Below are 22,084 nucleotides of genomic sequence, written 5' to 3'. Positions count from 1 at the left end.
GATACCTACCAAGGGAAAGCAGCTACCGGAAAGGAACCTCTCCCAACGTGCGCCGCAGCTTGCGCGTGCGCAGGCGCTCCGGGTTTTCTGCCAACTGTTCCACCGCGCGCACCGCGCACATGACGTGGGCTTCCTTGGAGTTGGAATAAAACGCCTGGGCCTGCGCCGGCAGCTTCGGCACGGCGTGCAGTGGCAGATCCGATACGGATAGCAGCGTGCCATAGGGCACGCGGTAGCGGTACCCATTTGCCGCCAAGGCGCACGATTCCATGTCCACCGCCACCGCGGTAGAAGTGCGCAACCACTCCCACAGATCCCGGCTGGTGCGCCACTCCCAATCGCGGTCATCGGTCGATAGCACCGTGCCGGTGCGCATGAGCGAATTATCGCTGCCGTAGACCTCATCCACGGCCGCCTCCAGCATGCGCTGAACCTCTGGAATAGCCGGAATTGGCGTGGAAGAAACCACCTGCCGGTCCAAAATGTGGTCGTGGCGCTCGTAGGCATTGCCCAAGATCAGGTCACCGATGCGCATGCGCCCATCCATGCCGGCGCAGTGACCAATCATGATCCAGGCCTCCGGCCGCAGCACGGCCAAGCAGTCTGTAATGGTCTTCGCATTCGAAGGCCCCACCCCGATATTGATCATCGTGATTCCATCGCCACCTGCGGTAATGAGATCGAACCGGGGCATCTGAAAGCGCGAGGTCAGCGTCAGCCCATCCAGGTCGAGGTCCACCGCATCATTGGGGTGAATGGTCTCCCCATTGGGCAATACGAGCGCCGTATATCGCGAATCTTCCTTGGTCAGCTCGCGCAGGCCAAATTTCACGAATTCCGTGGTGTGCATCGCGTAATTGGTAAACAGGATGTATTTCTGCACCGTATCGACCTCGATGCCGGTGTAGTGCTCAATGCGCGCACAGGCAATATCGAAACGCTGCGCCCCGAAGTGAAAGAGCGGCTTTTCCCCGCCGTGAAAGGCGTCCCACTCGCCATCAATAATCGCATCGTTGACCTCATCCAAGGTCGGGCGCGGGATGGGACCGCGCTCCTGCGGCGCCGCCGGGGCATCCTTGATGTATTCCGGCGGGATGCGCTCATCCGATTGGCCGACGAAGATATCGCACGGATAGTTATTAGTCAGCCGCGTCAGCTGCTCGTGCAAGTACTCCCGGATGATGTGCGGCTTGGAGACGACCGCAGAATACTTGCCAGCCTCGTCCACATAGCCAAAGGGCTCGGAGCGGTCAATCGGCTGCCATTTACGAATCTCCACTGTCACCTTGGGATAGACCACGTGGCGATAATCATCGAGGGTGCCGGAGGCAAGGGCCTCGCGCCCCAACACACACGAGGTTTCATAATGTTCAATTAAGCGAGTCACCGCTTCATCTACGGAGTGGACATGCTGCAGATCGGTCATACCGGCGAGTTTAGCGGGGACCGAGCAGCACGGCAGCGGAGTCTTTTCTACCCTGAATCCTAAACGCCCACTTGGTATCGTTAGCTCTATGCCTGCCACTAATATTGGGGTGGAGCTTTTTGCCGCCACCCGTGAATTTCCCGTTGATCTTCCCATTCCCCCGCATGAGGATGAAGCACCCGCCGCCTGCTTCGACGACTAACCCTCCCGAGGCATAAACGAAGGCCCGCCGACTGCGCATCGGCGGGCCCTCTCCCCATGACTAATCTCTGGCACTTAGCGGCAAGGAGTGGAGCGCCCTACGCCGTAAGCACCGCCCGTGATTAGGCAAGCCTAAGTTTACAAAGATTGTGGCGTGAGGTCAAGGGCTTGCCCATAAATTTCTTCAACTTTTCCAAAGAGGCCATTTACCTGCATTAACGCGTATGATTGGAAGGCATGGCTGTCGAATCTCTTGCAGAGTTGAAAAGCATTATTTCTGAACAACTCCTCAAGTTCGGGCGCGTGAACGAGGAAGATACACCCGAAGAAAAAGATTCGCCTCGCCTTGGCATCGCCTCCCCGGCCGCGGCCAGTGCTTTGCAGGATGACGTTGCCGATGAGATCGTTGACCGCCTCAAGGCCGAAAAGGATAAGTCCAGTCCCGGCGATTCCGCCCTCGACGCCGATGCCGCTAGGACGCTCCCTCTCGGCGCACGCACGAAGCCGCGCGGCGTTTTCGAAGACGATTGGGGCGCCCGCCCGAGCGACGAGCGCCCCTGGCCGGTCATCCTGGTCCACGGCACCTGCGATACCAAGGGCGTCTGGCAGATTATGGGCAATATCTTGCGCCAAGACGGTTGGGCGGTCTTTGCCCCTGACTACGGTCACCGCGCCACGCAGACCATCCCGGAATCATCCCAGCAGCTTGGCGCGTATATCGATACCGTGCTCGCCGTCACCGGGGCAGAAAAGGTCATCTTAGTAGGCCACTCCCAGGGCGGACTGCTCGCGCGGTACTGGATGCGCATGGACGGCGGCGCCGAAAAGGTCATCCACCTCATGAGCATCAGCGCGCCTAATCATGGGACGACCCACGGGGGCATCGCCAGTCGCCTCATTCGCACCCAACGCCAAGAGGCGGTGATCCGCTCCATTATCGATGGCTGGTTTGGCCCCGCCGGCATGGACCAGGTGGTAGGCAGCGAGGTGCTTCGCGATGTCAACCGCGACGGCGACCTCGAATCCGGCGTGAGCTACACCTGCATCGCCACGCGTTCCGATGCCGTCGTCGTCCCGCCCGAGACCTGCTTCCTCGACCCCGAGGGCGCGCCCGAAGGTGCGGTGCGCAATATCTATATCCAAGATTTTGACCGCCACGCCGTGGTCATGCACGAAGATATGCCCATGGATAAGCGCGTGCACGCCATCGTGCGCACGCTGCTCAGGATGGTCGAGCACACGCCGCGATAATTAAATCTCCAGCTCATCGAGCAGGGCATCAAAGGCCGGGCCCACCTGCGTGCGCCACAGCGTATCCACCTTCTTGTCCCCGCGGCCAGGCCCACCGTTAATAACGGCCACGCGCTTGCCCTGCTTCTTTGCCTCAAGCACAAAGCGATATCCACTCATCACCGCCAGCGAAGAACCGGCCACCAGCAGCGAATTAGCCTCGTTCAAGAGCGCAAAGGCCGCATCCCGCCGCGTGGCTGGCACGGGCTCGCCAAAATACACCACGTCAGGCTTGAGCAACTCCGATCCGCAACGCTCGCAGCCAGCCATTCGAAACGCCGCGACGTCTTTCTCATCCAGCGTCACGTCACCATCCGGGTTAACTTGGTCCCTTTCCACCACTAGGCACTCCAGGTAGCCCGGGTTCGCGGCAGCCAATCGCGCATCGAAGTGCCCGCGATCCTCATAGTGACCACACAACAGGCAGACCACGGTTTCCATATCGCCGTGCAGCGTGACCAGCCTGTCCGTACCCGCCCGTTTATGCAGACCATCCACGTTCTGGGTCACCACACCATTGACCAGCCCGGCGCGCTCCAACTCCACGAGCGCATAATGCGTGCGATTGGGTGCCGCGGAATCCATCACGCGCCAGCCCACGAAACTGCGCGCCCAATACCTATGGCTAGCGGCCGGGTCGTGGCGAAATTCCTGATACGTCATCGGCCGGTGCCTGCTCAGCGAGCCCCGCGGTCCGCGATAATCCGGCACCCCCGATTCCGTCGATACCCCCGCCCCGGTCAGTACCATCACCGGCCCTTCTCGCAGCTGCTTGGCGATGTCCCCCAAAGCCTGCCCCGCCTCCGTATGCGGAGCTGTCTCCTCCACGACGCGCGCAATCGATCGCAGCGCAGACTGATGTGCGTGGGCTACGGCGGGATCCATACCCACCAATCTAATCAAGCGATTGCGAGTTTTTACCAAATTTCGCAAGTAAGACGTACCAAATCTCTAAAGTAGAGCGCACAAAATTTCGCAAGTAGATTTACCTATCCCCAGCTCACGGGTATTTTTTAATAGGAAAAGGAGCCGCCTGCCTTGCGGCAGCGGCTCCTTATCTTGGTAGTGCTAGCTCTCTGGTAGCTGCTCTACGTATAACCACTCAGAATCTAGCTCCCCGTGGCGCGAGCACTTGGTATGCCAGCCATCGGGGCGCACCTGGGCCACCATGCGGCGGCCGCAGATCTGGCAGTAGCGCGGCACGTCGAGGCCGGCAGCTGCAGCAGGGTGCAGCGTGAAGACCTCTTCGATCGGCTTGCCGGTATTGGGGTGGAAAATTGGCTCGTCCCCGGCCAGGACGGCGGTTGCCAACTCAGAGTTCGGCTCGGACACTACAGAGCCTTGATCGGGAGATCGATGCGGCCCAGCATGTCCACATCCTTTTCGATTTCCTGACCCAGGGTGGTCAAGTAATTGCCGGCAATGATGGCGTTGATGCCGCCGAGCAGACCGCGCTCGGTGCCGTCATCGCCAAGCGAAAGCTCGCGGCCGCCAGCGAAGCGGAGGGTGGTGGAGGGCATCGCCAAGCGGAATGCAGCAACGGCGCGCAGGCCCTCACCCAGCGGAACCAGCGGGCGATCAGCGAATGGGGTGCCCGGGCGAGGGTCGAGGAAGTTCATCGGAACCTCGCACGGATCGATCTCTGCCAGCTGGGCTGCGAACTCGGCGCGCTGCTCCAGGGACTCGCCCATGCCGATGATGCCGCCACAGCAGACTTCCATGCCTACCTCGCGCACGTAGTCCAGGGTCTTCTTGCGCTCTTCCCAGGTGTGGGTGGTGACCACGTTGGGGAAGTAGGAGCGGGAGGTCTCCAGGTTGTGGTTGTAGCGCTGTGCGCCCATGTCCTTCAGGCGCTGTGCCTGCTCGCGGGTCAGGGTGCCCAGGGAGCAGGAAATCTCGATGTCAACGGCATCATTAATGGCGGCGATGGCCTCGCCCACCTGGTCCAGCAGGCGGTCATCCGGGGACTTCACCGCAGCGACGATGCAGAACTCGGTAGCGCCGGTCTTGGCGGTCTTCTGCGCCGCCTCCACCAGCTCAGGGATGTTCAGGCGCACTGCGCGCACTGGGGACTCGAAGAGGCCGGACTGGGAGCAGAAGTGGCAATCTTCTGGGCAACCACCAGTCTTGATGGAGATAATGCCTTCCACCGATACGTCCGGGCCGCACCACTTCAGGCGGGTCTGGTGGGCGATATCAGCAATTTCTTCCAGCTGGGAATCTGGAACCTGCAGTACTTGTAGTAGTTCTTCCTGGTTAAGGCCTTTGCCTTGCTCCAGAGCTTTCTCACGGGCGATGTCGATGATGCTCATGCAGTGAACCATACTTGAACGCCGTTCAACTTTGGCCAAAATCACAAAATTTTTTTCGCGGGATTACCCTAAGGGGCATGACGCTTTACAATGACACCCTCGAACTCCTCCAAGAACTCATCCGCAATGCTTGCGTGAACGACCTCACCCCGGATTCCGGCTTTGAGGTGCGCAATGCCGATACGCTAGAGAACTTTTTTGCCGGCGAAGACGTCTCCATCGAGCGCTTTGAATCCCACCCGGGCCGCGTCTCCATCGTGGTGACCGTCCCCGGCGATCCCGCCAAGGAACCACTCACTCTTATGGGGCATACCGATGTCGTGCCCGTCGACGAACCCAAGTGGACCAAGCCGCCCTTCGAGGCACTCATTGAAGACGGCAAGCTATACGGCCGCGGTTCCGTAGATATGCTCTTTATTACCGCCACCATGGCCGCCGTCACCCGCGAGGTAGCGCGCGCCGGCAACCCCGGCGGAACGCTTGCCTTCGTGGGCATGGCCGATGAAGAGGCCCGCGGTGGCCTGGGCGTGCGGTGGATGGCAGAAAACCACCCCGATGCCTTCTCCTGGAAGAACTGCCTCTCCGAGACCGGCGGTAGCCACCTGCCCGGCGCGGTGGGCTTCAACGTGGGAGAAAAGGGCGCTGGCCAGCGCCGCCTCCACGTCACTGGCGATGCCGGACACGGCTCGACGCCCTACGGCAAGGACTTTGCCATCGTAAAGATTGGCGAGGTCGCCCGCCGCATCGCCGAGGCCGAGCCACCCACAGCCTCCAACGAGATCTGGGAGGGCTTCGTCCGCACCTTCAAGTTCGATCCTGAGACCGAAAAAGAGCTTATCGATGGCACCGGTGACTACACCAAGTTCGGCAACCTCGATGCCTACGCCCACGCCTTTAGCCACACCACCATCGCCGAGACCGTCCTGCGTGCCGGCGGGGCCATCAATGTGCTGCCTTCCCACGCCTACCTTGAGATGGATATCCGCCCCTTCCCTGGGCAAACCCAGGAAGACTTGGACGATTTCCTCCGCAGCGCACTGGGCGATCTTGCCGATGAGGTAGAAATCGAACACCTCATTACCGAAAACGCCACCCAGTCCTCCACCGATACCGAGCTCTGGCGCACCATTGAGGCCACCGCCAAAGAGTTCTTCCCCAATAAAGACGTCGTCCCCGTCCACGCCACCGGTGGTTCCGACCTCCGCTTCGCCCGCCGCAAGGGCGGCAATGCCTATGGCTTTGCGATGCACGCCGAGGGCCGCGATATGGCCAGCGCCAACTCGCAATTACACAGCCACGATGAGCACCTCTACCTCGAGGACCTAGATCTCACCGTGCGCGCCTACCACAGCTTGGTCAACCGCTTTTTGGGTCTGAACCAGTAGCACTCTCCCCTCGCTTTTACGCGGTGACCTGAAAATAGATCCCGGCATGCGCACTGCAGCCGGGATTAAACATATGCCCACACTTCGGGCATGCCTCGACAGAGGAATACAGCCGGTAATCCATCTCGAGGCCACAGGAACCGCAGAGGGCAGCGGGGGCATCGACAAGCATGGGCCCAAACTCATGATCCGTCAGCTCCGCATGGCACAGCGCGCACGCGAAGTACTCGCCGCAGGTCGCGCACTTATTGGCCACCACGTCGAGCGGGGAATGCCAATGCTTGCACCGGCCCTCCGCATCAATCGCGCCGCGAATCTTCATGGTTCTGCCACTCCTTCTTCTTCGCCTCCGACTTCTTTGCATTGCGCACCGCCATCACCCCAAAGGCAATGGCAATAACTATAGGCATCCACACCCTGCTGTAATCCATAAGGAAAACCACCCATTCCGGAGGTACAAAGTGCACCGCAAACTGCGGCGCGGGCAAGGTAATCTGCGGTGGCTCCGGCAGGTTCGGCAAATTTGGCAGCGGAAGGTAAATCTCTGGGAAATCTACATCTGGCAGCTCCCAATCCGGCAGCAAGCGCGAGAGGATGCGGCTAATAATAGGAGCCAAAACAATCATCGCGATGGCCCACCCGGACTTCCCCAGCCCACCGAGCAGTGGATACAGCACGCGCTTGAAGGGGCTTTCTTCCATTGCCCGGCGCCGCTTTTCACCCAAGGAGCCCGGCGGCGGATCAAAGGCCACGGCCTCCTCCCCATCGCGGTAGTAGACATCCTGTATCTCCCCGAAGGGCGTGGCTTGGATATCTACATAAGGCTTAGTCAGCGGCGCACTATTCTCACTGAATGAGAGATCGTTTTCCAGATTCTTCTGCAATGAATAACGGCCGCCACGCGGCTTGTCGTGCCGGCTGCGAACCTCGCCATTGACCACGATCTGCATGCGGGGTGCAGGATTCTTGCGCCAGAGCTGGATGCGGTGGATAAAGGGGGCATCGCCAAGCACCGGCGTAAATTCCTTCGGCTCCTTGGGCCATTCGCCCTGCTCAGCGAACTCGGCATCGTAGCCGCGCTCAACCTCGAGCAGGCCAGCCTCAGGGTGGTCCAACCGCCAGATTTCCATCAGCGCTTCCTCAACTTGGCGCCCAATTTGCTAGCACCCAACGCCAAAAGGACCACTACCGGCAGGTAAATCCATGTCCCCTCGTTGAAGTACATCTCCATGGCCGCGAAATAGGCGATGCCCGCAACCCAGAAGATGGTCCATGAGTAGCGGAATGTGGCGGCATCGATAAGAGCAATAAGCACGGTAAGCCCACCCATGATGCCGAGCAGCGTCGTTCCGGAAACCGCCTGGTAAATCGCCGGCGGGAGCACCAGGAAGTTAGCGATCATCGCCAAAGGCGCCCACCACTGCCACCACGCGCGGCCGGGTTCTTCCTGCGTTTCCTGCTCCTGGCTCATACCCTCCTCAAGCTAGCACATAATTTTGTTTTTTGAGCCGGTTATCCTGACGGAAGAATATGCATTCCTACCTGCGAAAACGCGTTAAAACAGGCGAATGTCCGGCGGGTGTTCTATAGTGTTTTTCGTACACACGTTCACAACACAAATTTAGGTTTTAAGCGCCATGGAAGATCCATACTTTTCCACGACCAACACCAAAGACCCCACTACACGCTTAGCTTTTGAGATGCGAAAATCTGAATACGAGTTCTGGACTGAACAGATCCCCGATCTCGATTCTGATTTCGAATTAGTCACCCAATCCCTTTACCGCACCACCGGAGTTAATCAGGGGCGAATCGGCCATATTCTGATGGCCCTGTATCGCCTAGAAGAGCTCCCGCAGCTGAAAGAGCTGCAGCACCAGCTTTACCACTTAGATTTAGACCGCCTCATTGCCATCAATAAATCCCTTAACCGCCTGGGCAACCCGGCCCCGGAGGTAGTCGCGCGCATCGATGAGCAGCTCACCGCCTACCTCACCCCCACCCGCGCCAACCAGGCCATGCGGACGCAAGCGCAGATTAAAAGGAAGATCAACGAGCTCATCAACCTCGAAGATGACACCCTTGCGGTCAAGAAGGGGCCGACCCAGCCGCGCTACACCATGGAGAATTGGGGAAACAATACCGCAGCAATGACGCTGAGCGCGGATCCCTCGGTGATGGCGTGCGTAGATAAGTGCATCAAGGAGACTGCGCTCAAGCTGGATTGCTCGCTTGCCGATGCCGCCATTTCCCTCCTCACCGGCAATACCGAAGCACCCCAGGTCATCCTGAATGCCTACAAGGCAACCGATGTCCCCAACTCCCCCGCATTCATTGAATCCGTTGGGTGGCTCGACCCGGCGCGCTCCAACGCCCTGCCCTACTCCAAGATCCGGGAACTGAACCCGGATAAAGAGGTAAAGGGATATGTCACCCCGCCGGATATGGCAGCCTACCTCGAAGGATTCGACGGCACCTGCCGCTACCCTGGCTGCAACCGCCCTGCCACGGTGTGCCAGAAGGATCACCGCATCAACCACGCGGATGGCGGGCCGACGACTCCCGCAAACCTTGCGTGCCTGTGCCAACACCACCACAACATAAAGACCGATGGCCGGGCCTTTTACGTCATGGATCCGCACACCCGGGACATTATTTGGTTCTTCGAGGACGGCACCTGGACCGTCACCGAGCCCTCCGGCCCGCTGGCGGAAAAGAATAAGAATTGGGTGCAGACTTTTGCACAAACCATGACCGCCCACCGCGCACGGGCCTACGAAGAGGCCCACGAAGCACAGGAAAAAGAAAAAACCATCCCAAGGAAGGAGGATTAAAAACGCCCACTGCCATACATTGGTTGGCATGATGCAAAAATTATTCACGCTCGACGAGCTGATCATTTCCCAGACCAAGTCCCTCCTCAAGGATCGATTCATGATTTCTGATGTCAACGGGACCCCAGTGGGCACCATCGTGCAATCCACCAGCCTTAAGGAGATGGTGTTTAAACCCTCCCGTAGCTTGGAGGTCGCACTCACGGATGCCGAAGGCAACCCCCAACAAACAGTCATGACGATCTCGGATCCGCCGAATTTTTTGCGGGATACCTACGAGGTACACCTACCGGGAATTGAACAGCCCATGGCCGTTATCACCAAGCGCTTCTCCATGTTCAAAACCAAGATGGAATTAACAATGGGGGGCTTTGCCGACGTCGAAGTGCACGGCGATTTCTGGGATTGGAACCTCACCATCACCTCCCAGGATCGCCAGCTTGCCGATGTCTCCAATAAATGGACCGGCATGGGCAACTACTTCATGGGTAAAAACACGTATCTCCTGCGGATCGCGCCAGGCCTCAACGAGCAACAGCACGCCGCCATCATCGGCGCCGTAATGAGCATGGACATGCTGCGCACGAAGAAAAAGAAAAACAGCAACTAGGTGCGCGCATGGAAATCATTGCAAACGGTGTTTCAGGACTGGCCCTACTGTAAGCACCGAGGTTCCAATTCCGGATACGGCAAGTGCCGCTGCCGGGCCGATGGCACTTACGATAGGCGCCCCGATAATGTATCCGATAAGCATCGCAGAGCTATTTATCGATCCCATCGTAGAAAGGGCTTTGGGCTTCACCCCATCAGGTACGGTTCCCACCACGATGATTCGCAGTGCGGCCACCTGAATGGCATTGCATACTCCGCCAAGGAATGAAGTGCCCCGAGTTTTGTTCCTAGGCATTTGCCTTGATTTCTATTATTGCCTGTGGCGGGTTCTGCTTCCAAAACTCGGTTTCCACCTCGGCTGGGGTTCGGTATCCCAAGCTTTGGTGGAGCCTTACCTCGTTCCACCATGACACCCACTCGAACGTCGCAATTTCTACCTCGATAACATCATTCCACCTGCGAGTATGGATGAGTTCGTTCTTATGAGGGGCCGTTAACGTTTTCAGCCAGTACATTGTCATATAAGTCACCACACTTCCGGTGGAAGCAGTGATCCCGTGTTGGGCAAGTCGCTGGTTGTAGACCACGCTGACATACTGCGATCCGTGATCCGAATGGTGAATGAGACCTGTTGTTTCCTCAGCACACACGATTGCCTGGTTGAGAGCTTGCAGCGGCAGTGCTTCGGTGCGCATCGAGTCTGATAACGCCCACCCAACGATCCGTCGGGAGTAAACGTCGGTGACAAACGCGGCATACACAAAGCCTTTCTTCGTGCGCACGTAGGTAATGTCGGCCACCCACAGCTTATTCGGGCCCCGGGCTTTAAATTCACGCTCGACCAAATCCGGGCGCAGATCCGGCACGTTGAGGTGTACGCGTTGTGATTGGTGATCCGCCTGTGCCTGTGCCAGAAACACCAGCCAGGCGCATCAGCCGAGCGGTTTGTTCACGACCGATATCGATTCCGTCACGGTGAAGCGCATGCCACATTTTCCGCACGCCGTAAACACCGTCATTATCCCGATGAACAGCACTAATGCGTTCAACCAACGCAGCATCGCGAAGTCGACGAGCACTTAACCCACGGGCCTTGGACTGGCGATACCCACGCGAGGTGATAAACCCACCAGCCCGGTTATTTTTCAACGTCTTACAAATGAACTCGACAGAGAAATAATTCCGGTATTCATCGATGAACCGGATCATAACCGAGGCTTGGGGCCTGGTCATGAGGCGAAAAAGCTGAGGCAGCCTTCAGCAGCTCATTAGTGTCGCGTAGCTGGTGATTTTCACGGCGCAGCCTCGCGTTTTCGGCGGCCAAATCTTCACACACAGGTTCTGGGATGTTTCCCGAACGGCGGGCCTGCTGGGTCCATTGACGAGCCGTGTGCCATGAAACCCCCAACTTTGGAGCTACTGCCTGGCACGCGGGGTGCATCGACATATTTTCCGCCACGATGCGATCTTCCACGAGACGGACCACACGATCCTTTGCATCCTGGTCAAATTTTCTCGGCACGTTCCAGATTTTCCCATCTACTCAAACGGAACAAAACCTGGGACACTTCACACCAACGCCGTGTCCACTACTCGGGGGACACCCCCGCCCACCTCGGCACTCAACCCTGCTGTGGGGGTTACTCGTAGCGAAGCGAGCTGAACATCCCGGTTTCCAGGTGATAGGCGTTATGGCAGTGAAATGCCCACTCACCGGGGTTGTCAGCGATCAGGTCGGCGATCATGGTTTCACCGTGGCGGAGAAGGACGGTGTCCTTGCGTAGCCCGCCGCTGCCGGGCAGCGCCCACGTGTGGCCGTGGATGTGCATGGGATGGGGCATCATGGTTCTGTTGCGCATGACCATCCGCAGGCGCTGGCCCTCCTGCACGGTCGCGGAGGAGGATTGGCCGTCGGTGAGAATGCTCCATTCATACGGCATCATCTGCCCGCCCAGGTCGATACTGACTTCTCGGTCTGGTGTGTCCTCGGGCAGGAGTGCACGGTCTGCTGGCTTCAGGGAGGACAGAAGCAGTCCGGTGGACGACAACTCGGGGAAGTCGACATCGGGGTGGGGGGCCTGGCCGCCGGCGGTGCGGATGACGGCGAAGGCGCGGTCGTCCTTACCCACCGCCAAAGCCGTGAGCGGGAAGATGCCGTCGCCGAGGATGACCTCGACGTCGACACGCTCGCCCATCGACAGGTAGATCGATTCGGTCTCCCGAGGCTGGACGGGGAAGCCGTCGGTGTGGGTGACGGTCATGCGGTGACCACCGAGGGCCACCTTGAAGATGGTGTCACCGCCGGAGTTGATAAACCGCAGGCGGGCCTTGTCGCCCGGGCGAGCCTCGAAGGTCCGGTGAGCACGGGGGATACGTCCGTTGATGAGGTAGTGCGGATACATCACATCGCCAGCATCCCCGCCCAGTACCCGGTCCGGGGTGCCGTGCATCATCTGGCCGTGACCTCCCATTCCCTTCTTCCCGTTATGGTCGCCTGAACCCATTCCGGTGAGCTTGTCGAGCTCATCGTCGGGAGTGCCCTGAATGCCATCGACCCAGTCGTCGAGCACGATGGTCCACTCGACGTCCTGGTCCTCAGCGTCTTGCGGGTCACGGACGATCAGTGGGGCGTGGAGGCCGCGATCAAGCTGCAGGCCGGAGTGGGAATGGTAGAAGTAGGTGCCACTGTGGGGGACTTCAAAAACATAGGAGAAAGACTCGCCAGGTTCAATGGGGTCCTGGGTCATGCCGGGCACACCGTCGGCTGCGTTGTGGAGTGCGATACCATGCCAGTGGATGGAGGTGCTCTCAGGAAGTTCATTGGTGATATCGACCTGGAGGACGTCGCCGGCGGTGGCCTCAATGGCCGCATCCCCGGTGTCAGAGACGTACCCCCACGTCTTGGCTTCGATGCCGCCGATATCCAGAGAGAGGGGCCGGGCGGTCAGTGTCCGGCGCACCGTCGGCTCACCGAGCGCAGTGGGGGTGGGAGTGGGGCGAAGAGAGGAACCTGGTGCCGAGGCAGCGGGTCCAGGGTCGCTGGTGCAGGCGGCCACGGCCCCGGTGCCGGCGAGGACGAGCCCGCCGAGCAGAAACTGTCGTCGGGAAAATCCGTTCATCATGATTTAACCTTCCTTGGTGTTAGATTTCAGTGACACGGGAGACAGGCGCAGGTGAGGACCCTGCTGAGCCATCACGTCAGGTGCAGGTCTGTGACACAGGTGGCACCATCGTCGGCGGTGGAAAACTCCGCGGTGCCGGTACGCCCCTGGTAGCTGACCTCAATCAGGCCGGTGGCATCATCGGGAAGCCAGAAGCCAATAAACCCGTTGTCGAAGGTGGTTGTCGCCTCGTCCACCAGCACCTCACCGGTCGCCTCATCGGTGATCGTGATCTGGATATCCTCATTGTCGAGTTCCCCCAGGCAGGTCGTGAGGCTGTGGTAGAAGCAGTCGTGGGTGGAGGTGAGATAGGGCGCGATCGAGACATACGTCTGATTGTCGGGAAGATCGACCACGACTTCCTGGTCATCGCTCGAGAGCAGCAGTTCATCGGCACGCACTGAAGCGATCAGATCCGTGGGACGCTCAGTGACCTTCTGCCGGTCGAGGTGATCAATGATCTCCACCGCGTCCATGGCGGCCAGGCCATGGGTAGTCAGGAATGTATCCCGGGACACCGTCCCGTCGGCGGTGGGTTCCGGGTCGGCGGCCGAACACCCCGTGAGGGCGAGGGCAAGGGCGGCGGCTGCGATCGCTGCTCGTTTCACGTCAATCTCCTTGGATCGTGGTAAGACCGTGAGAAGACACCGCCTCAAGGTCGATGTCATACCTTTATCTAGCACGGGTGCCTGACGGACTAGAAATCAAAAGCCCTGCTCACAGCCTTATAACAGGGCGAAAAGGGGGTGGATTCGGTGGGCTGGGTCACCACCGGGACACCACCCCACAGCCGTGGGCGATGTCCTTCTACCCGCCCCGGGTATGCGGTGCAGGCAGTGAAATCCCTGGTGGCGCCTGCTGAACCGACCAGGGGAGGCGATGCCGCCGGCCCGGGGTGGGGCACAAGGGTGACGGCAGTCGAAGGGTGATGTTTGAAGATTTGATGAAGATTGCCCCGCCGGGCACTGAGCGAGGGTGGTATTCCCCCCTGACCGGAGCAATACTGGGGCCTATGGCTGACCGCACACCGACCACCGCCACGCCCCCGGGGCGGGTGCTGGTCGTCGATGATGAACAACCCCTGGCTCAGATGGTGGCCTCCTACCTCATCAGGGCCGGCTTCGATACCCGCCAGGCTCACACCGGCACCCAGGCCGTGGACGAGGCTCGTCGCTTTTCCCCTGATGTTGTGGTGCTGGATCTGGGGCTGCCCGAACTCGACGGCCTGGAGGTGTGCCGACGGATCCGCACCTTCTCGGACTGCTACATCCTCATGCTCACCGCGCGTGGCAGCGAGGACGACAAGATCAGCGGTTTGACCTTGGGGGCGGATGACTACATCACCAAACCTTTTAGCATCCGGGAACTGGTGACCCGGGTGCATGCGGTGCTGCGCCGCCCGCGCACCAGCACCACCCCACCGCAGGTGACCACCCCCTTGATCGTTGGTGACCTCATCCTTGACCCCGTCGCCCATCAGGTGCGGGTGGGGGAGACGACCGTGGAGCTCACCCGCACGGAGTTCGAGCTGCTGGTTGCCCTGGCCCTGCGCCCCAGCCAGGTGCTGACCCGCCACGACCTGGTCACCGAGGTCTGGGACACCACCTGGGTCGGTGATGAACGCATCGTCGATGTCCACATCGGCAACTTGCGTCGCAAGCTCGGCACCGACACCCGGGGCCGGGGGTTTATCGACACCGTGCGTGGCGTGGGCTACCGGGTGGGGCAACCATGAATCACGGACCCGGCCTGACCTTCCGCTTCCTGGCCGCCCAGGTGTTGGTCGTGGTGATTAGCCTGCTGGTGGCCGCGGCCGTGGCCACGACGGTGGGTCCGACCCTGTTCCATGATCATATGTTGATGACCGGCCAGGAGGACCCCTCGCTGGAGCTGTTCCATGCCGAGCAGGCCTACCGGGGCGCCAACCTGATCACCCTGGCCGTCGCCCTGCCCACCGCCTTGATCAGCGCCCTGCTGGCCAGCCTGTGGTTATCGCGTCGTCTGCGCACCCCCCTGCAGGATCTCACCCGCGCCGCTACCAGCCTGACGGCCGGCAACTCCCGTATCCGCGTGCCCGCCGGAAAAGCAGGCCCCGAGGTCACCACCCTGGCGCATGCCTTCAACACCATGGCCGATCGGCTGGAACACACCGAACAGGTCCGCCGCCAGATGCTCTCTGATCTGGCCCACGAAATGGGCACCCCCTTATCGGTGCTCACGGTCTACCTCGATGGTCTCCAGGACGGGGTCGTGGACTGGAATAATGCCACCCACACGATCATGGCTGACCAACTCACCCGCCTGACCCGGTTGATGGAAGACATCGACGATGTCTCCCGGGCCCAGGAACACCGGATCGATTTGGACCTGGCGGAGGAAGGGCTCGGGGATCTGCTCCATACCGCCGCTGCTGCCGCGGGGGAAGCTTATGCTGACAAAGGCGTCGATTTACAGATCGAGACCATTACACACACCGCCCGGGCGCTCGTGGACCGGCAACGCTTCGGCCAGGTGATGAGCAATCTCCTGTCGAACGCGCTACGACACACCCCGGCCGGCGGGCAGGTCCGGATCAGCGTCCACCGACAGGGGGCGTCCACCGCACTCATCCACGTCGCCGATGACGGCGAGGGCATCCCGCCTGACCAGCTCAGATACATCTTCGAACGCTTCTACCGGGGGGATGCCGCCCGCAGCCGGGACGACGGCGGGGCCGGTATCGGTCTGACCATCTCCAAGGCATTGATCGAGGCCCACGGCGGCACTCTCACCGCCACCTCCCCCGGACCCGGTCGCGGAGCGGTGTTTGCCCTCCGCCTCCCGCTGTCCCCTCCCGACAGTGAGGAGGCTGCTCGGTGACCACACCCTGCCCCGCATGAGAGCCGCGCCCTCCACCCATTGAAATTATACCCCTGGGGGGTATATGCTAGAGAGTGGCATCGCCGCATCCCACCGACTCGTAGGAGCTTTCCCATGATCACCTCCCCGCCCCGCCTCTTGCCGATGGCCTCCCACGGCTGCAGCTGTTGCGGACCTGCCTCACGTGCCGACACCGCCTCCACCCCTGCCACCAGCGACTCGTCAGCAGGAGGGTCCTCCCCTAGCTACCAGGTCACCGGCCTGACCTGCGGGCACTGCGCGAAAAGCGTGACCCAGGCCCTTCAGGCCCTCCCCCAGGTCGACGACGTCCAGATTGATCTCGCTGCTGGTGGAGTTTCCACCATCACGGTCACCGGTGCCGTACCTCCGGAGATGGTTCGCCGGGCCATCGAGGAGGTCGGCTACACCGTCTTATCCTGATCAGTTTTACCCATCATCTCGACCCCGACCGGGTTGAGCGAAAGGAACGTCATGAGCACTCCCCACCATTCGGGTGATCACCATGGTGATCACCCCGCTCCGGAAACAGACCACACCCACCACCCGGATCATGCCAGCCACGAACACCACGCAGATGCCGACCCCCACGGCCAGGCAATGCCCCACGATCACCCGCATTCCGCCCCGGACGAAGACCACCACGTTCATGGTCACGGCGAACACGCCGGACACAGCACCGCAATGTTTCGGGACCGCTTCTGGTGGTCGCTGATTTTGTCCATTCCCGTCGTTATTTTCAGCCCCATGGTCGCCCACCTGCTTGGCTACCACCTCCCGGCATTCCCCGGATCCACCTGGATCCCCCCGGTGCTGGGCACGATCATCTTCGTCTACGGCGGAACGCCTTTCCTCAAGGGCGCATGGAAAGAACTGAAATCCCGCCAACCCGGGATGATGCTCCTGATCGCCATGGCCATCACCGTGGCGTTTGTCGCCTCCTGGGTCACCACTCTGGGGCTGGGTGGTTTTGACCTGGACTTCTGGTGGGAGCTGGCCCTGCTGGTGACCATCATGCTGCTGGGCCACTGGCTGGAGATGCGCGCTCTCGGGGCCGCGTCCTCCGCGCTTGACGCGCTGGCTGCCCTGCTGCCGGATGAGGCCGAGAAAGTCATCGACGGGACCACCCGCACCGTGGCCATCTCCGAGCTGGTCGTCGACGACGTCGTTCTGGTGAGGGCCGGTGCCCGGGTGCCGGCCGACGGAACCATCCTCGACGGAGCCGCCGAATTCGATGAGGCGATGATCACCGGCGAATCCCGTCCCGTCTTCCGCGACACCGGTGACAAGGTGGTCGCCGGTACTGTGGCCACCGACAACACCGTCCGCATCCGGGTGGAGGCTACCGGCGGGGACACCGCCCTGGCTGGGATCCAACGCATGGTTGCCGACGCCCAGGAGTCCTCCTCCCGGGCCCAGGCCCTGGCGGATCGGGCGGCGGCGTTGTTGTTCTGGTTCGCGCTGATCTCCGCTCTGATCACCGCGGTGGTGTGGACCATCATCGGCAGCCCGGACGATGCCGTGGTGCGCACGGTTACGGTGCTGGTCATCGCCTGTCCGCACGCCCTGGGCCTGGCGATTCCGCTGGTCATTGCGATCTCCAGCGAGCGGGCCGCGAAATCCGGGGTGCTCATCAAGGACCGGATGGCGCTCGAGCGGATGCGCACCATCGACGTGGTGCTCTTCGACAAAACCGGCACCCTGACCGAGGGTGCGCACGCGGTCACCGGTGTCGCGGCAGCTGTCGGCGTCACCGAGGACGAGCTACTGGCCCTGGCCGCCGCTGCGGAGGCCGACAGCGAGCACCCCGTGGCCCGCGCCATCGTGGCGGCCGCGGCCGCCCATCCCGAGGCCTCCCGTCGGCAAATCCGTGCAACTGGTTTCAACGCCGCCTCCGGCCGGGGAGTCCGGGCCACTGTCGATGGCGCTGAGATCCTCGTGGGCGGGCCGAACATGCTGCGCGAGTTCAACCTCACCACCCCGGCCGAGCTCACCGACACCACCAGTGCCTGGACCGGGCGTGGGGCCGGTGTGCTCCATATTGTCCGCGACGGTCAGATCATCGGTGCGGTGGCCGTCGAGGACAAGATCCGCCCCGAATCCCGCGCCGCTGTGAAAGCCCTGCAGGAACGCGGGGTGAAGGTCGCGATGATCACCGGCGACGCGCAACAGGTGGCCCAGGCGGTTGGTCAGGACCTAGGCATTGATGAGGTCTTCGCCGAGGTCCTGCCCCAGGACAAAGACACCAAGGTCACGCAGCTGCAGGACCGGGGTTTGAGCGTGGCCATGGTCGGTGACGGTGTCAATGACGCCCCCGCTCTGACCCGCGCGGACGTCGGTATCGCCATTGGTGCCGGCACGGATGTGGCCATGGAATCTGCCGGGGTGGTCCTAGCCAGTGATGACCCGCGGGCAGTGCTGTCGATGATTGAGCTGTCCCAGACCAGCTACCGCAAGATGATCCAGAACCTGATCTGGGCCTCTGGCTACAACATCCTCGCCGTGCCGCTGGCTGCCGGAGTGCTCGCCTCGATCGGGTTCGTGCTGTCCCCGGCCGTGGGCGCGATCTTGATGTCTGCCTCGACCATCGTGGTGGCCCTGAACGCCCAGCTGTTGCGCCGCATTGATCTGGAGCCGGCTCACCTGGCTCCGACCGACGGGAAGGAGGAACACAGTAGGTCGATATCCCCCGTAACCGTTACTGACTGACCTTGTCTCTCGACCCCTAACTCACACCACCTTTGAAAGGAACGCTCATGAAACGCAGCATTACCCTCGCCGCCTTGGTACTGACCTCCACCCTGGCGCTGACCGCCTGCAGCGACGCCACCGACAACTCCGACGATGCCGACACCACCAGCACCACGACGGCAACCGCAGAGACCAACGAGACCCACCAGGAAGACACCACCACTGCCGACGAAGAGCACGGCGGGCACGACCACCCTGCCGACGGCGGGGCACCGCCGGCAGGCATTGAAGAGGCCGAGGATCCCACGTACCCGGTGGGCACCGAGGTCATCCTCACCGCTGACCACACGCCCGGCATGGACGGGGCCACCGCCACCATTTCCGGGGCGTTTGACACCACGACCTATTCGGTCAGCTACACCCCCGCCGAGGGTGGGGCCCCGGTTACCGACCACCGCTGGGTCGTCCATGAGGAGCTCGTCGATCCGGGTCAGGCCCCCCTGCCCGACGGGGCGAGCGTTGTCCTGGATGCCGAGCACATGTCCGGCATGAAGGGTGCTGAGGCCACCATCGATTACTCCACCGAGGAGACGGTCTACATGGTTGATCTCACCGTCGACGGGATGACGATGACCAACCACAAGTGGGTCACCGAGAGCGAGATCCAACCCGCCGAATAGTCCACCCACCCTGAACCGCGAGACCAGACAAGGCACCCGCTCCAGAGTCGGTCATCAATCGCTGCCGACCATGCCGCAGCACACCAGCCACACACGGAACCTGCACGCCCACAGGGCCCACGCTGAGGTAGACCTTCTGTGTCACTGCTTCTCTTAGTCAGGGAAATATGCCCTGGAATGACCCTGGTGACAGGAGTTCATTCCAGGGCTTTGGGTGCTGTTGCAAAGTTGGGGCAGTAGGAAGAGCGACGTGAAATAATCACAGCCATGGGTATCTTCTCCGGTCGTCATTTCCCCCGTGACGTCATTCTGTGGGCAGTGCGGTGGTACTGCCGCTAGGGGTGAGCTACCGAGACTTGGAGGAAATGATGACTTCAGCGGGGTGTGCCGGTTGATCAACCACGATCTACCGCTGGGTCCAGAAATACGCCCCTGAGCTGGACAAGCAAACACGGTGGTACCGGCAGGTACCTGACTGGCAGGCCAGTTCCTGGCGGGTGGTGAGACCTATATCCGGATCGGCGGCAGGTGGTGCTACCTCTATCGGGCGATCCCCGCCGGTGGCCAGACCCTGGACTTTTACCTCTCTCCGAAGCAGAACGTGGCCGCAGCGAAACGTTTTCTGGCCAAGGCTCTCAGATACAATGCGTCAGCCGGGTATCCCAGAGTGATCAACACCGATAAAGCATCCTCCCTAGCCAGGGCAATCGCCGAGTTGAAGTCAGGGGGAACCTGCCCGCCAACAGTGGAACACCGACAGGTGAAATACCTCAACAACATCCTAGAAGGCGACCATGGTCGACTGAAGCGGATCCTCGGGCCGAAAGGTACGTTTAAGAACCGGACATCTGCATATCGGACGTTGAAAGGGATGGAGGCGATGCACTCATTGCGGAAAGGGCAAGGCACTGTGTTTGACCTCACGGGCAACCGAACCCGGACGCGGTGATCGTCAACAGGGTCTTCGAGACGGCCTAACAACGCCCACACGCAGCGGCCATCAGGGAATGAGAAACTGAGTCTTCGCTACTCTCCGCCCAACTTTGCAACAGCACCAATCAAAAGGAGTCCAAATTGTGCAGCCACCCGACGATGACGTCTTCGGCCGCACCTTCGTAGTTGCCGACCCTGATGGAAACCTGTTCCGCGTCAGCCCAGTCGTTTAATTCTTAAATTGGGATTCAACAACTAGGAAATCCTCCAACAGCCCAAGGAAAACATCTCAGTTGGAGGATTCCAATTGCCCCGAAGCGGGAGCTAAAGCCAGAACGTCAGATCAAAATAACAAGCAAAATGACTTGTTGACACCATCGAAAACAAGAGTTCGACAGAAGAGAGCGGGAGTTAGGATGTAAATTCCCACACTTGCAATCCTCAACCGCCAAAGTTCAGAAAAACAAAGAAACCGAAGGTCACGAACCCTTTCGAGTTTGTTACCTCCGGTGTCGCAGTTTGTTCAACTGCTCTTTGTGCCCGGGGCGGGACTTGAACCCGCACGTCCTTATCGAACACTGGCACCTGAAGCCAGCGCGTCTGCCAATTCCGCCACCCGGGCAGGGTGTGGTTGTCAGTGCGACTAGATAAAGATAGCACAGGGAGTGCATACAATTACAAATCAGCAGGAAAAGCGGATTATTTTGCGCATTTAATGGCGAAAAACTAGGAACTTTCGCGCCGCCGTCTACGTTTGAAAGGGGTATACAAACTATAATGGCTACTACTGATCACTACTGATCGCTGTATAGCGGAAAGGAGCAAAATTCGTGGCGTTTTTAGAAAGGCTGGCGAAGCTCGATTCCGCTATGCAACGCGGCCTTGATAACGGCATGGCTTTTGTCTTCGGCGGCAAGGTCGTTCCTGCAGAGATTGATGAGCTTTTGAAGCAAGAAGCCCAGGACAATCTCGGCCACGGGGACGATGACAAACTCTATAGTCCCAATGTCATGACTGTAGGTGTCTCCTCCAAGGATTTGGAGAACTTGTCGCAAGACCCCGATTTGCCTGCCGATTGCGCAGACCAATTATCTCGCTTTATCCGCAATAACGGATGGTCCCTCGCTGGTCCCGTCATTGTGCGGATAGCGGAGGAATCGGGCCTGCGCACGGGCCAGCTTCGTGTGTCCTCGTTTATAGATCACGAGCCCACAGAAGAGACCGGTTTCGAGGCGATTTTCCACGACTTTGATGGTCAGGAGGACCAGATGACCAACCCGCACGAAAATAATGCGGATGACGCAGCTACTACCGCTTTCATTGCGCAAGATGACCAACCCGCGCCGCAAACGCAGGGCCCCGCTGTCAATTTGATGTTGCAGGATGGCTCTTCCCGCGTCTACCACGTGCAGGAAGGGTCAAATATTATTGGCCGCAGCAATGATGCGGATTTGCGCCTGCCGGATACGGGCGTGTCCCGCCAGCATGCGGAAATCACGTGGAACGGTGAAGATGCCGTATTGGTGGATTTGCAGTCCACCAATGGCACCACGGTCAATGACACTCCTATTGATAACTGGCTGCTTGCCGATGGCGATGTGATCACCATGGGCCATTCCCACGTCGAGGTCCGCATTACGGGCCTTGATTCGCATAGTTACTAATTCACACTGAGGAAGGGA

At 60.3% G+C, this 22,084-nt stretch carries 22 protein-coding genes, 1 tRNA gene and 2 pseudogenes; 12 read left to right on the top strand and 13 right to left on the bottom strand.

The window, feature by feature from the left end; all coding sequences use genetic code 11:
• Positions 1–22: 22 nt before the first annotated feature.
• Complete coding sequence (gene amn / locus ACLI1Q_RS00405; RefSeq protein WP_239269680.1) at positions 23–1,426, bottom strand: AMP nucleosidase; 1,404 nt, start codon at positions 1,424–1,426, stop codon at positions 23–25.
• Between the two features lie 438 nt (positions 1,427–1,864).
• Here amn and ACLI1Q_RS00400 point away from each other — a divergent pair, with 438 nt between their 5' ends.
• The gene (locus tag ACLI1Q_RS00400) at positions 1,865–2,878 is read left to right on the top strand and encodes an esterase/lipase family protein (protein WP_239269681.1); all 1,014 of its coding nucleotides are present in this window, start codon (positions 1,865–1,867) and stop codon (positions 2,876–2,878) included.
• Here the strand turns inward: ACLI1Q_RS00400 and ACLI1Q_RS00395 are convergent, their stop codons facing one another.
• The 3 genes from ACLI1Q_RS00395 to bioB all read right to left on the bottom strand — a co-directional run bounded on the left by ACLI1Q_RS00395 (position 2,879) and on the right by bioB (position 5,229).
• Positions 2,879–3,802 carry a Sir2 family NAD-dependent protein deacetylase gene (locus ACLI1Q_RS00395; RefSeq protein ID WP_411697018.1) on the bottom strand — a complete coding sequence of 308 codons (924 nt, stop codon included), beginning with the start codon at positions 3,800–3,802 and terminating at the stop codon, positions 2,879–2,881.
• A gap of 183 nt (positions 3,803–3,985) precedes the next feature.
• Positions 3,986–4,249 carry a hypothetical protein gene (locus ACLI1Q_RS00390; RefSeq protein WP_023024778.1) on the bottom strand — a complete coding sequence of 88 codons (264 nt, stop codon included), beginning with the start codon at positions 4,247–4,249 and terminating at the stop codon, positions 3,986–3,988.
• Positions 4,249–5,229 (bottom strand): biotin synthase BioB, encoded by a 981-nt coding sequence (gene bioB / locus ACLI1Q_RS00385; RefSeq protein ID WP_005276160.1) that lies wholly within the window; start codon positions 5,227–5,229, stop codon positions 4,249–4,251. Before bioB ends, ACLI1Q_RS00390 begins: the two co-directional genes overlap by 1 nt.
• 77 nt (positions 5,230–5,306) lie before the next feature.
• Here bioB and ACLI1Q_RS00380 point away from each other — a divergent pair, with 77 nt between their 5' ends.
• Positions 5,307–6,614 carry a M20/M25/M40 family metallo-hydrolase gene (locus tag ACLI1Q_RS00380; protein WP_239269683.1) on the top strand — a complete coding sequence of 436 codons (1,308 nt, stop codon included), beginning with the start codon at positions 5,307–5,309 and terminating at the stop codon, positions 6,612–6,614.
• Positions 6,615–6,630: 16 nt separating this feature from the next.
• On the opposite strand, the gene ACLI1Q_RS00375 is transcribed toward ACLI1Q_RS00380, so the two are convergent.
• The 3 genes from ACLI1Q_RS00375 to ACLI1Q_RS00365 are packed head-to-tail and all read right to left on the bottom strand — an operon-like array spanning position 6,631 to position 8,085.
• On the bottom strand, positions 6,631–6,936 hold the full coding sequence (locus ACLI1Q_RS00375; RefSeq protein WP_239269684.1) for a CHY zinc finger protein: 306 nt from the start codon (positions 6,934–6,936) through the stop codon (positions 6,631–6,633).
• A complete protein-coding gene (locus ACLI1Q_RS00370; RefSeq protein WP_239269685.1) occupies positions 6,914–7,744 on the bottom strand; it encodes a hypothetical protein in 831 nt (276 codons plus the stop codon). Before ACLI1Q_RS00370 ends, ACLI1Q_RS00375 begins: the two co-directional genes overlap by 23 nt.
• Positions 7,744–8,085, bottom strand: a complete 342-nt coding sequence (locus tag ACLI1Q_RS00365; RefSeq protein WP_239269686.1) for a heme transporter — start codon at positions 8,083–8,085, stop codon at positions 7,744–7,746. The genes ACLI1Q_RS00370 and ACLI1Q_RS00365 overlap by 1 nt, the downstream gene beginning before the upstream one ends.
• 229 nt (positions 8,086–8,314) lie before the next feature.
• Here ACLI1Q_RS00365 and ACLI1Q_RS00360 point away from each other — a divergent pair, with 229 nt between their 5' ends.
• Positions 8,315–9,448, top strand: coding sequence for an HNH endonuclease signature motif containing protein (locus ACLI1Q_RS00360; RefSeq protein ID WP_239269687.1), 1,134 nt, complete (start codon positions 8,315–8,317; stop codon positions 9,446–9,448).
• Between the two features lie 28 nt (positions 9,449–9,476).
• Positions 9,477–10,058, top strand: a complete 582-nt coding sequence (locus tag ACLI1Q_RS00355) for an LURP-one-related/scramblase family protein (RefSeq protein ID WP_239269688.1) — start codon at positions 9,477–9,479, stop codon at positions 10,056–10,058.
• Between the two features lie 289 nt (positions 10,059–10,347).
• On the opposite strand, the gene ACLI1Q_RS00350 is transcribed toward ACLI1Q_RS00355, so the two are convergent.
• The 5 genes and pseudogenes from ACLI1Q_RS00350 to ACLI1Q_RS00330 all read right to left on the bottom strand — a co-directional run bounded on the left by ACLI1Q_RS00350 (position 10,348) and on the right by ACLI1Q_RS00330 (position 13,829).
• Positions 10,348–10,980: an IS3 family transposase gene (locus ACLI1Q_RS00350; RefSeq protein WP_411697017.1), complete on the bottom strand. Its 633-nt coding sequence runs from the start codon at positions 10,978–10,980 to the stop codon at positions 10,348–10,350.
• Positions 10,892–11,269: an IS3 family transposase gene (locus tag ACLI1Q_RS00345; RefSeq protein WP_239275729.1), complete on the bottom strand. Its 378-nt coding sequence runs from the start codon at positions 11,267–11,269 to the stop codon at positions 10,892–10,894. Before ACLI1Q_RS00345 ends, ACLI1Q_RS00350 begins: the two co-directional genes overlap by 89 nt.
• Positions 11,250–11,607, bottom strand: a pseudogene (locus ACLI1Q_RS00340) (transposase). Before ACLI1Q_RS00340 ends, ACLI1Q_RS00345 begins: the two are co-directional and overlap by 20 nt.
• 93 nt (positions 11,608–11,700) lie before the next feature.
• Positions 11,701–13,182, bottom strand: coding sequence for a multicopper oxidase family protein (locus ACLI1Q_RS00335; RefSeq protein WP_023028062.1), 1,482 nt, complete (start codon positions 13,180–13,182; stop codon positions 11,701–11,703).
• 71 nt (positions 13,183–13,253) lie between these two features.
• Positions 13,254–13,829, bottom strand: coding sequence for a CueP family metal-binding protein (locus ACLI1Q_RS00330; protein ID WP_023016447.1), 576 nt, complete (start codon positions 13,827–13,829; stop codon positions 13,254–13,256).
• Positions 13,830–14,233: 404 nt separating this feature from the next.
• On the opposite strand from ACLI1Q_RS00330, the gene ACLI1Q_RS00325 reads away from it, so the two are divergent.
• The 7 genes and pseudogenes from ACLI1Q_RS00325 (at position 14,234) to ACLI1Q_RS00295 (ending at position 20,635) form a co-directional block, all read left to right on the top strand.
• Positions 14,234–14,956: a response regulator transcription factor gene (locus tag ACLI1Q_RS00325; RefSeq protein WP_239269691.1), complete on the top strand. Its 723-nt coding sequence runs from the start codon at positions 14,234–14,236 to the stop codon at positions 14,954–14,956.
• Positions 14,953–16,080: a sensor histidine kinase gene (locus ACLI1Q_RS00320; RefSeq protein ID WP_239269692.1), complete on the top strand. Its 1,128-nt coding sequence runs from the start codon at positions 14,953–14,955 to the stop codon at positions 16,078–16,080. The genes ACLI1Q_RS00325 and ACLI1Q_RS00320 overlap by 4 nt, the downstream gene beginning before the upstream one ends.
• A 114-nt stretch (positions 16,081–16,194) precedes the next feature.
• Positions 16,195–16,521: a heavy-metal-associated domain-containing protein gene (locus ACLI1Q_RS00315; protein ID WP_239269693.1), complete on the top strand. Its 327-nt coding sequence runs from the start codon at positions 16,195–16,197 to the stop codon at positions 16,519–16,521.
• 51 nt (positions 16,522–16,572) lie between these two features.
• On the top strand, positions 16,573–18,807 hold the full coding sequence (locus tag ACLI1Q_RS00310; protein ID WP_239269694.1) for a copper-translocating P-type ATPase: 2,235 nt from the start codon (positions 16,573–16,575) through the stop codon (positions 18,805–18,807).
• A gap of 47 nt (positions 18,808–18,854) precedes the next feature.
• Complete coding sequence (locus tag ACLI1Q_RS00305; RefSeq protein ID WP_239269695.1) at positions 18,855–19,469, top strand: YdhK family protein; 615 nt, start codon at positions 18,855–18,857, stop codon at positions 19,467–19,469.
• Between the two features lie 267 nt (positions 19,470–19,736).
• Positions 19,737–20,447: pseudogene (locus ACLI1Q_RS00300) on the top strand (IS6 family transposase).
• 65 nt (positions 20,448–20,512) lie between these two features.
• Entirely contained in the window at positions 20,513–20,635 is a 123-nt protein-coding gene (locus ACLI1Q_RS00295; RefSeq protein ID WP_005276107.1) for a VOC family protein, read from the top strand.
• Between the two features lie 304 nt (positions 20,636–20,939).
• Here the strand turns inward: ACLI1Q_RS00295 and ACLI1Q_RS00290 are convergent.
• A tRNA-Leu gene (locus ACLI1Q_RS00290) sits at positions 20,940–21,024 on the bottom strand.
• Between the two features lie 208 nt (positions 21,025–21,232).
• Here ACLI1Q_RS00290 and ACLI1Q_RS00285 point away from each other — a divergent pair.
• Positions 21,233–22,066, top strand: coding sequence for a DUF3662 and FHA domain-containing protein (locus tag ACLI1Q_RS00285; RefSeq protein ID WP_005276103.1), 834 nt, complete (start codon positions 21,233–21,235; stop codon positions 22,064–22,066).
• Positions 22,067–22,084 lie beyond the last annotated feature (18 nt).

It is taken from the genome of Corynebacterium limaceinasi (genome assembly GCF_046717465.1).
In the GTDB taxonomy this organism is placed as follows: domain Bacteria; phylum Actinomycetota; class Actinomycetes; order Mycobacteriales; family Mycobacteriaceae; genus Corynebacterium.
The sequence above is the reverse complement of the archived record's forward strand: the minus strand, read 5'-3'. Positions and strand labels throughout refer to the sequence as shown.

What these genes read in the sequence shown, in the direction of transcription:
- ACLI1Q_RS00380 (WP_239269683.1), top strand. Translation starts at nt 5,307, where the DNA reads ATGACGCTTTACAATGACACCCTCGAACTCCTCCAAGAACTCATCCGC.
- amn (WP_239269680.1), bottom strand. Translation starts at nt 1,426, where the DNA reads ATGACCGATCTGCAGCATGTCCACTCCGTAGATGAAGCGGTGACTCGC.
- ACLI1Q_RS00395 (WP_411697018.1), bottom strand. Translation starts at nt 3,802, where the DNA reads ATGGATCCCGCCGTAGCCCACGCACATCAGTCTGCGCTGCGATCGATT.
- ACLI1Q_RS00305 (WP_239269695.1), top strand. Translation starts at nt 18,855, where the DNA reads ATGAAACGCAGCATTACCCTCGCCGCCTTGGTACTGACCTCCACCCTG.
- ACLI1Q_RS00365 (WP_239269686.1), bottom strand. Translation starts at nt 8,085, where the DNA reads ATGAGCCAGGAGCAGGAAACGCAGGAAGAACCCGGCCGCGCGTGGTGG.
- ACLI1Q_RS00400 (WP_239269681.1), top strand. Translation starts at nt 1,865, where the DNA reads ATGGCTGTCGAATCTCTTGCAGAGTTGAAAAGCATTATTTCTGAACAA.
- ACLI1Q_RS00360 (WP_239269687.1), top strand. Translation starts at nt 8,315, where the DNA reads ATGCGAAAATCTGAATACGAGTTCTGGACTGAACAGATCCCCGATCTC.
- ACLI1Q_RS00345 (WP_239275729.1), bottom strand. Translation starts at nt 11,269, where the DNA reads ATGATCCGGTTCATCGATGAATACCGGAATTATTTCTCTGTCGAGTTC.
- ACLI1Q_RS00370 (WP_239269685.1), bottom strand. Translation starts at nt 7,744, where the DNA reads ATGGAAATCTGGCGGTTGGACCACCCTGAGGCTGGCCTGCTCGAGGTT.
- ACLI1Q_RS00320 (WP_239269692.1), top strand. Translation starts at nt 14,953, where the DNA reads ATGAATCACGGACCCGGCCTGACCTTCCGCTTCCTGGCCGCCCAGGTG.
- ACLI1Q_RS00310 (WP_239269694.1), top strand. Translation starts at nt 16,573, where the DNA reads ATGAGCACTCCCCACCATTCGGGTGATCACCATGGTGATCACCCCGCT.
- ACLI1Q_RS00375 (WP_239269684.1), bottom strand. Translation starts at nt 6,936, where the DNA reads ATGAAGATTCGCGGCGCGATTGATGCGGAGGGCCGGTGCAAGCATTGG.
- ACLI1Q_RS00335 (WP_023028062.1), bottom strand. Translation starts at nt 13,182, where the DNA reads ATGATGAACGGATTTTCCCGACGACAGTTTCTGCTCGGCGGGCTCGTC.
- ACLI1Q_RS00355 (WP_239269688.1), top strand. Translation starts at nt 9,477, where the DNA reads ATGATGCAAAAATTATTCACGCTCGACGAGCTGATCATTTCCCAGACC.
- bioB (WP_005276160.1), bottom strand. Translation starts at nt 5,229, where the DNA reads ATGAGCATCATCGACATCGCCCGTGAGAAAGCTCTGGAGCAAGGCAAA.
- ACLI1Q_RS00315 (WP_239269693.1), top strand. Translation starts at nt 16,195, where the DNA reads ATGATCACCTCCCCGCCCCGCCTCTTGCCGATGGCCTCCCACGGCTGC.
- ACLI1Q_RS00325 (WP_239269691.1), top strand. Translation starts at nt 14,234, where the DNA reads ATGGCTGACCGCACACCGACCACCGCCACGCCCCCGGGGCGGGTGCTG.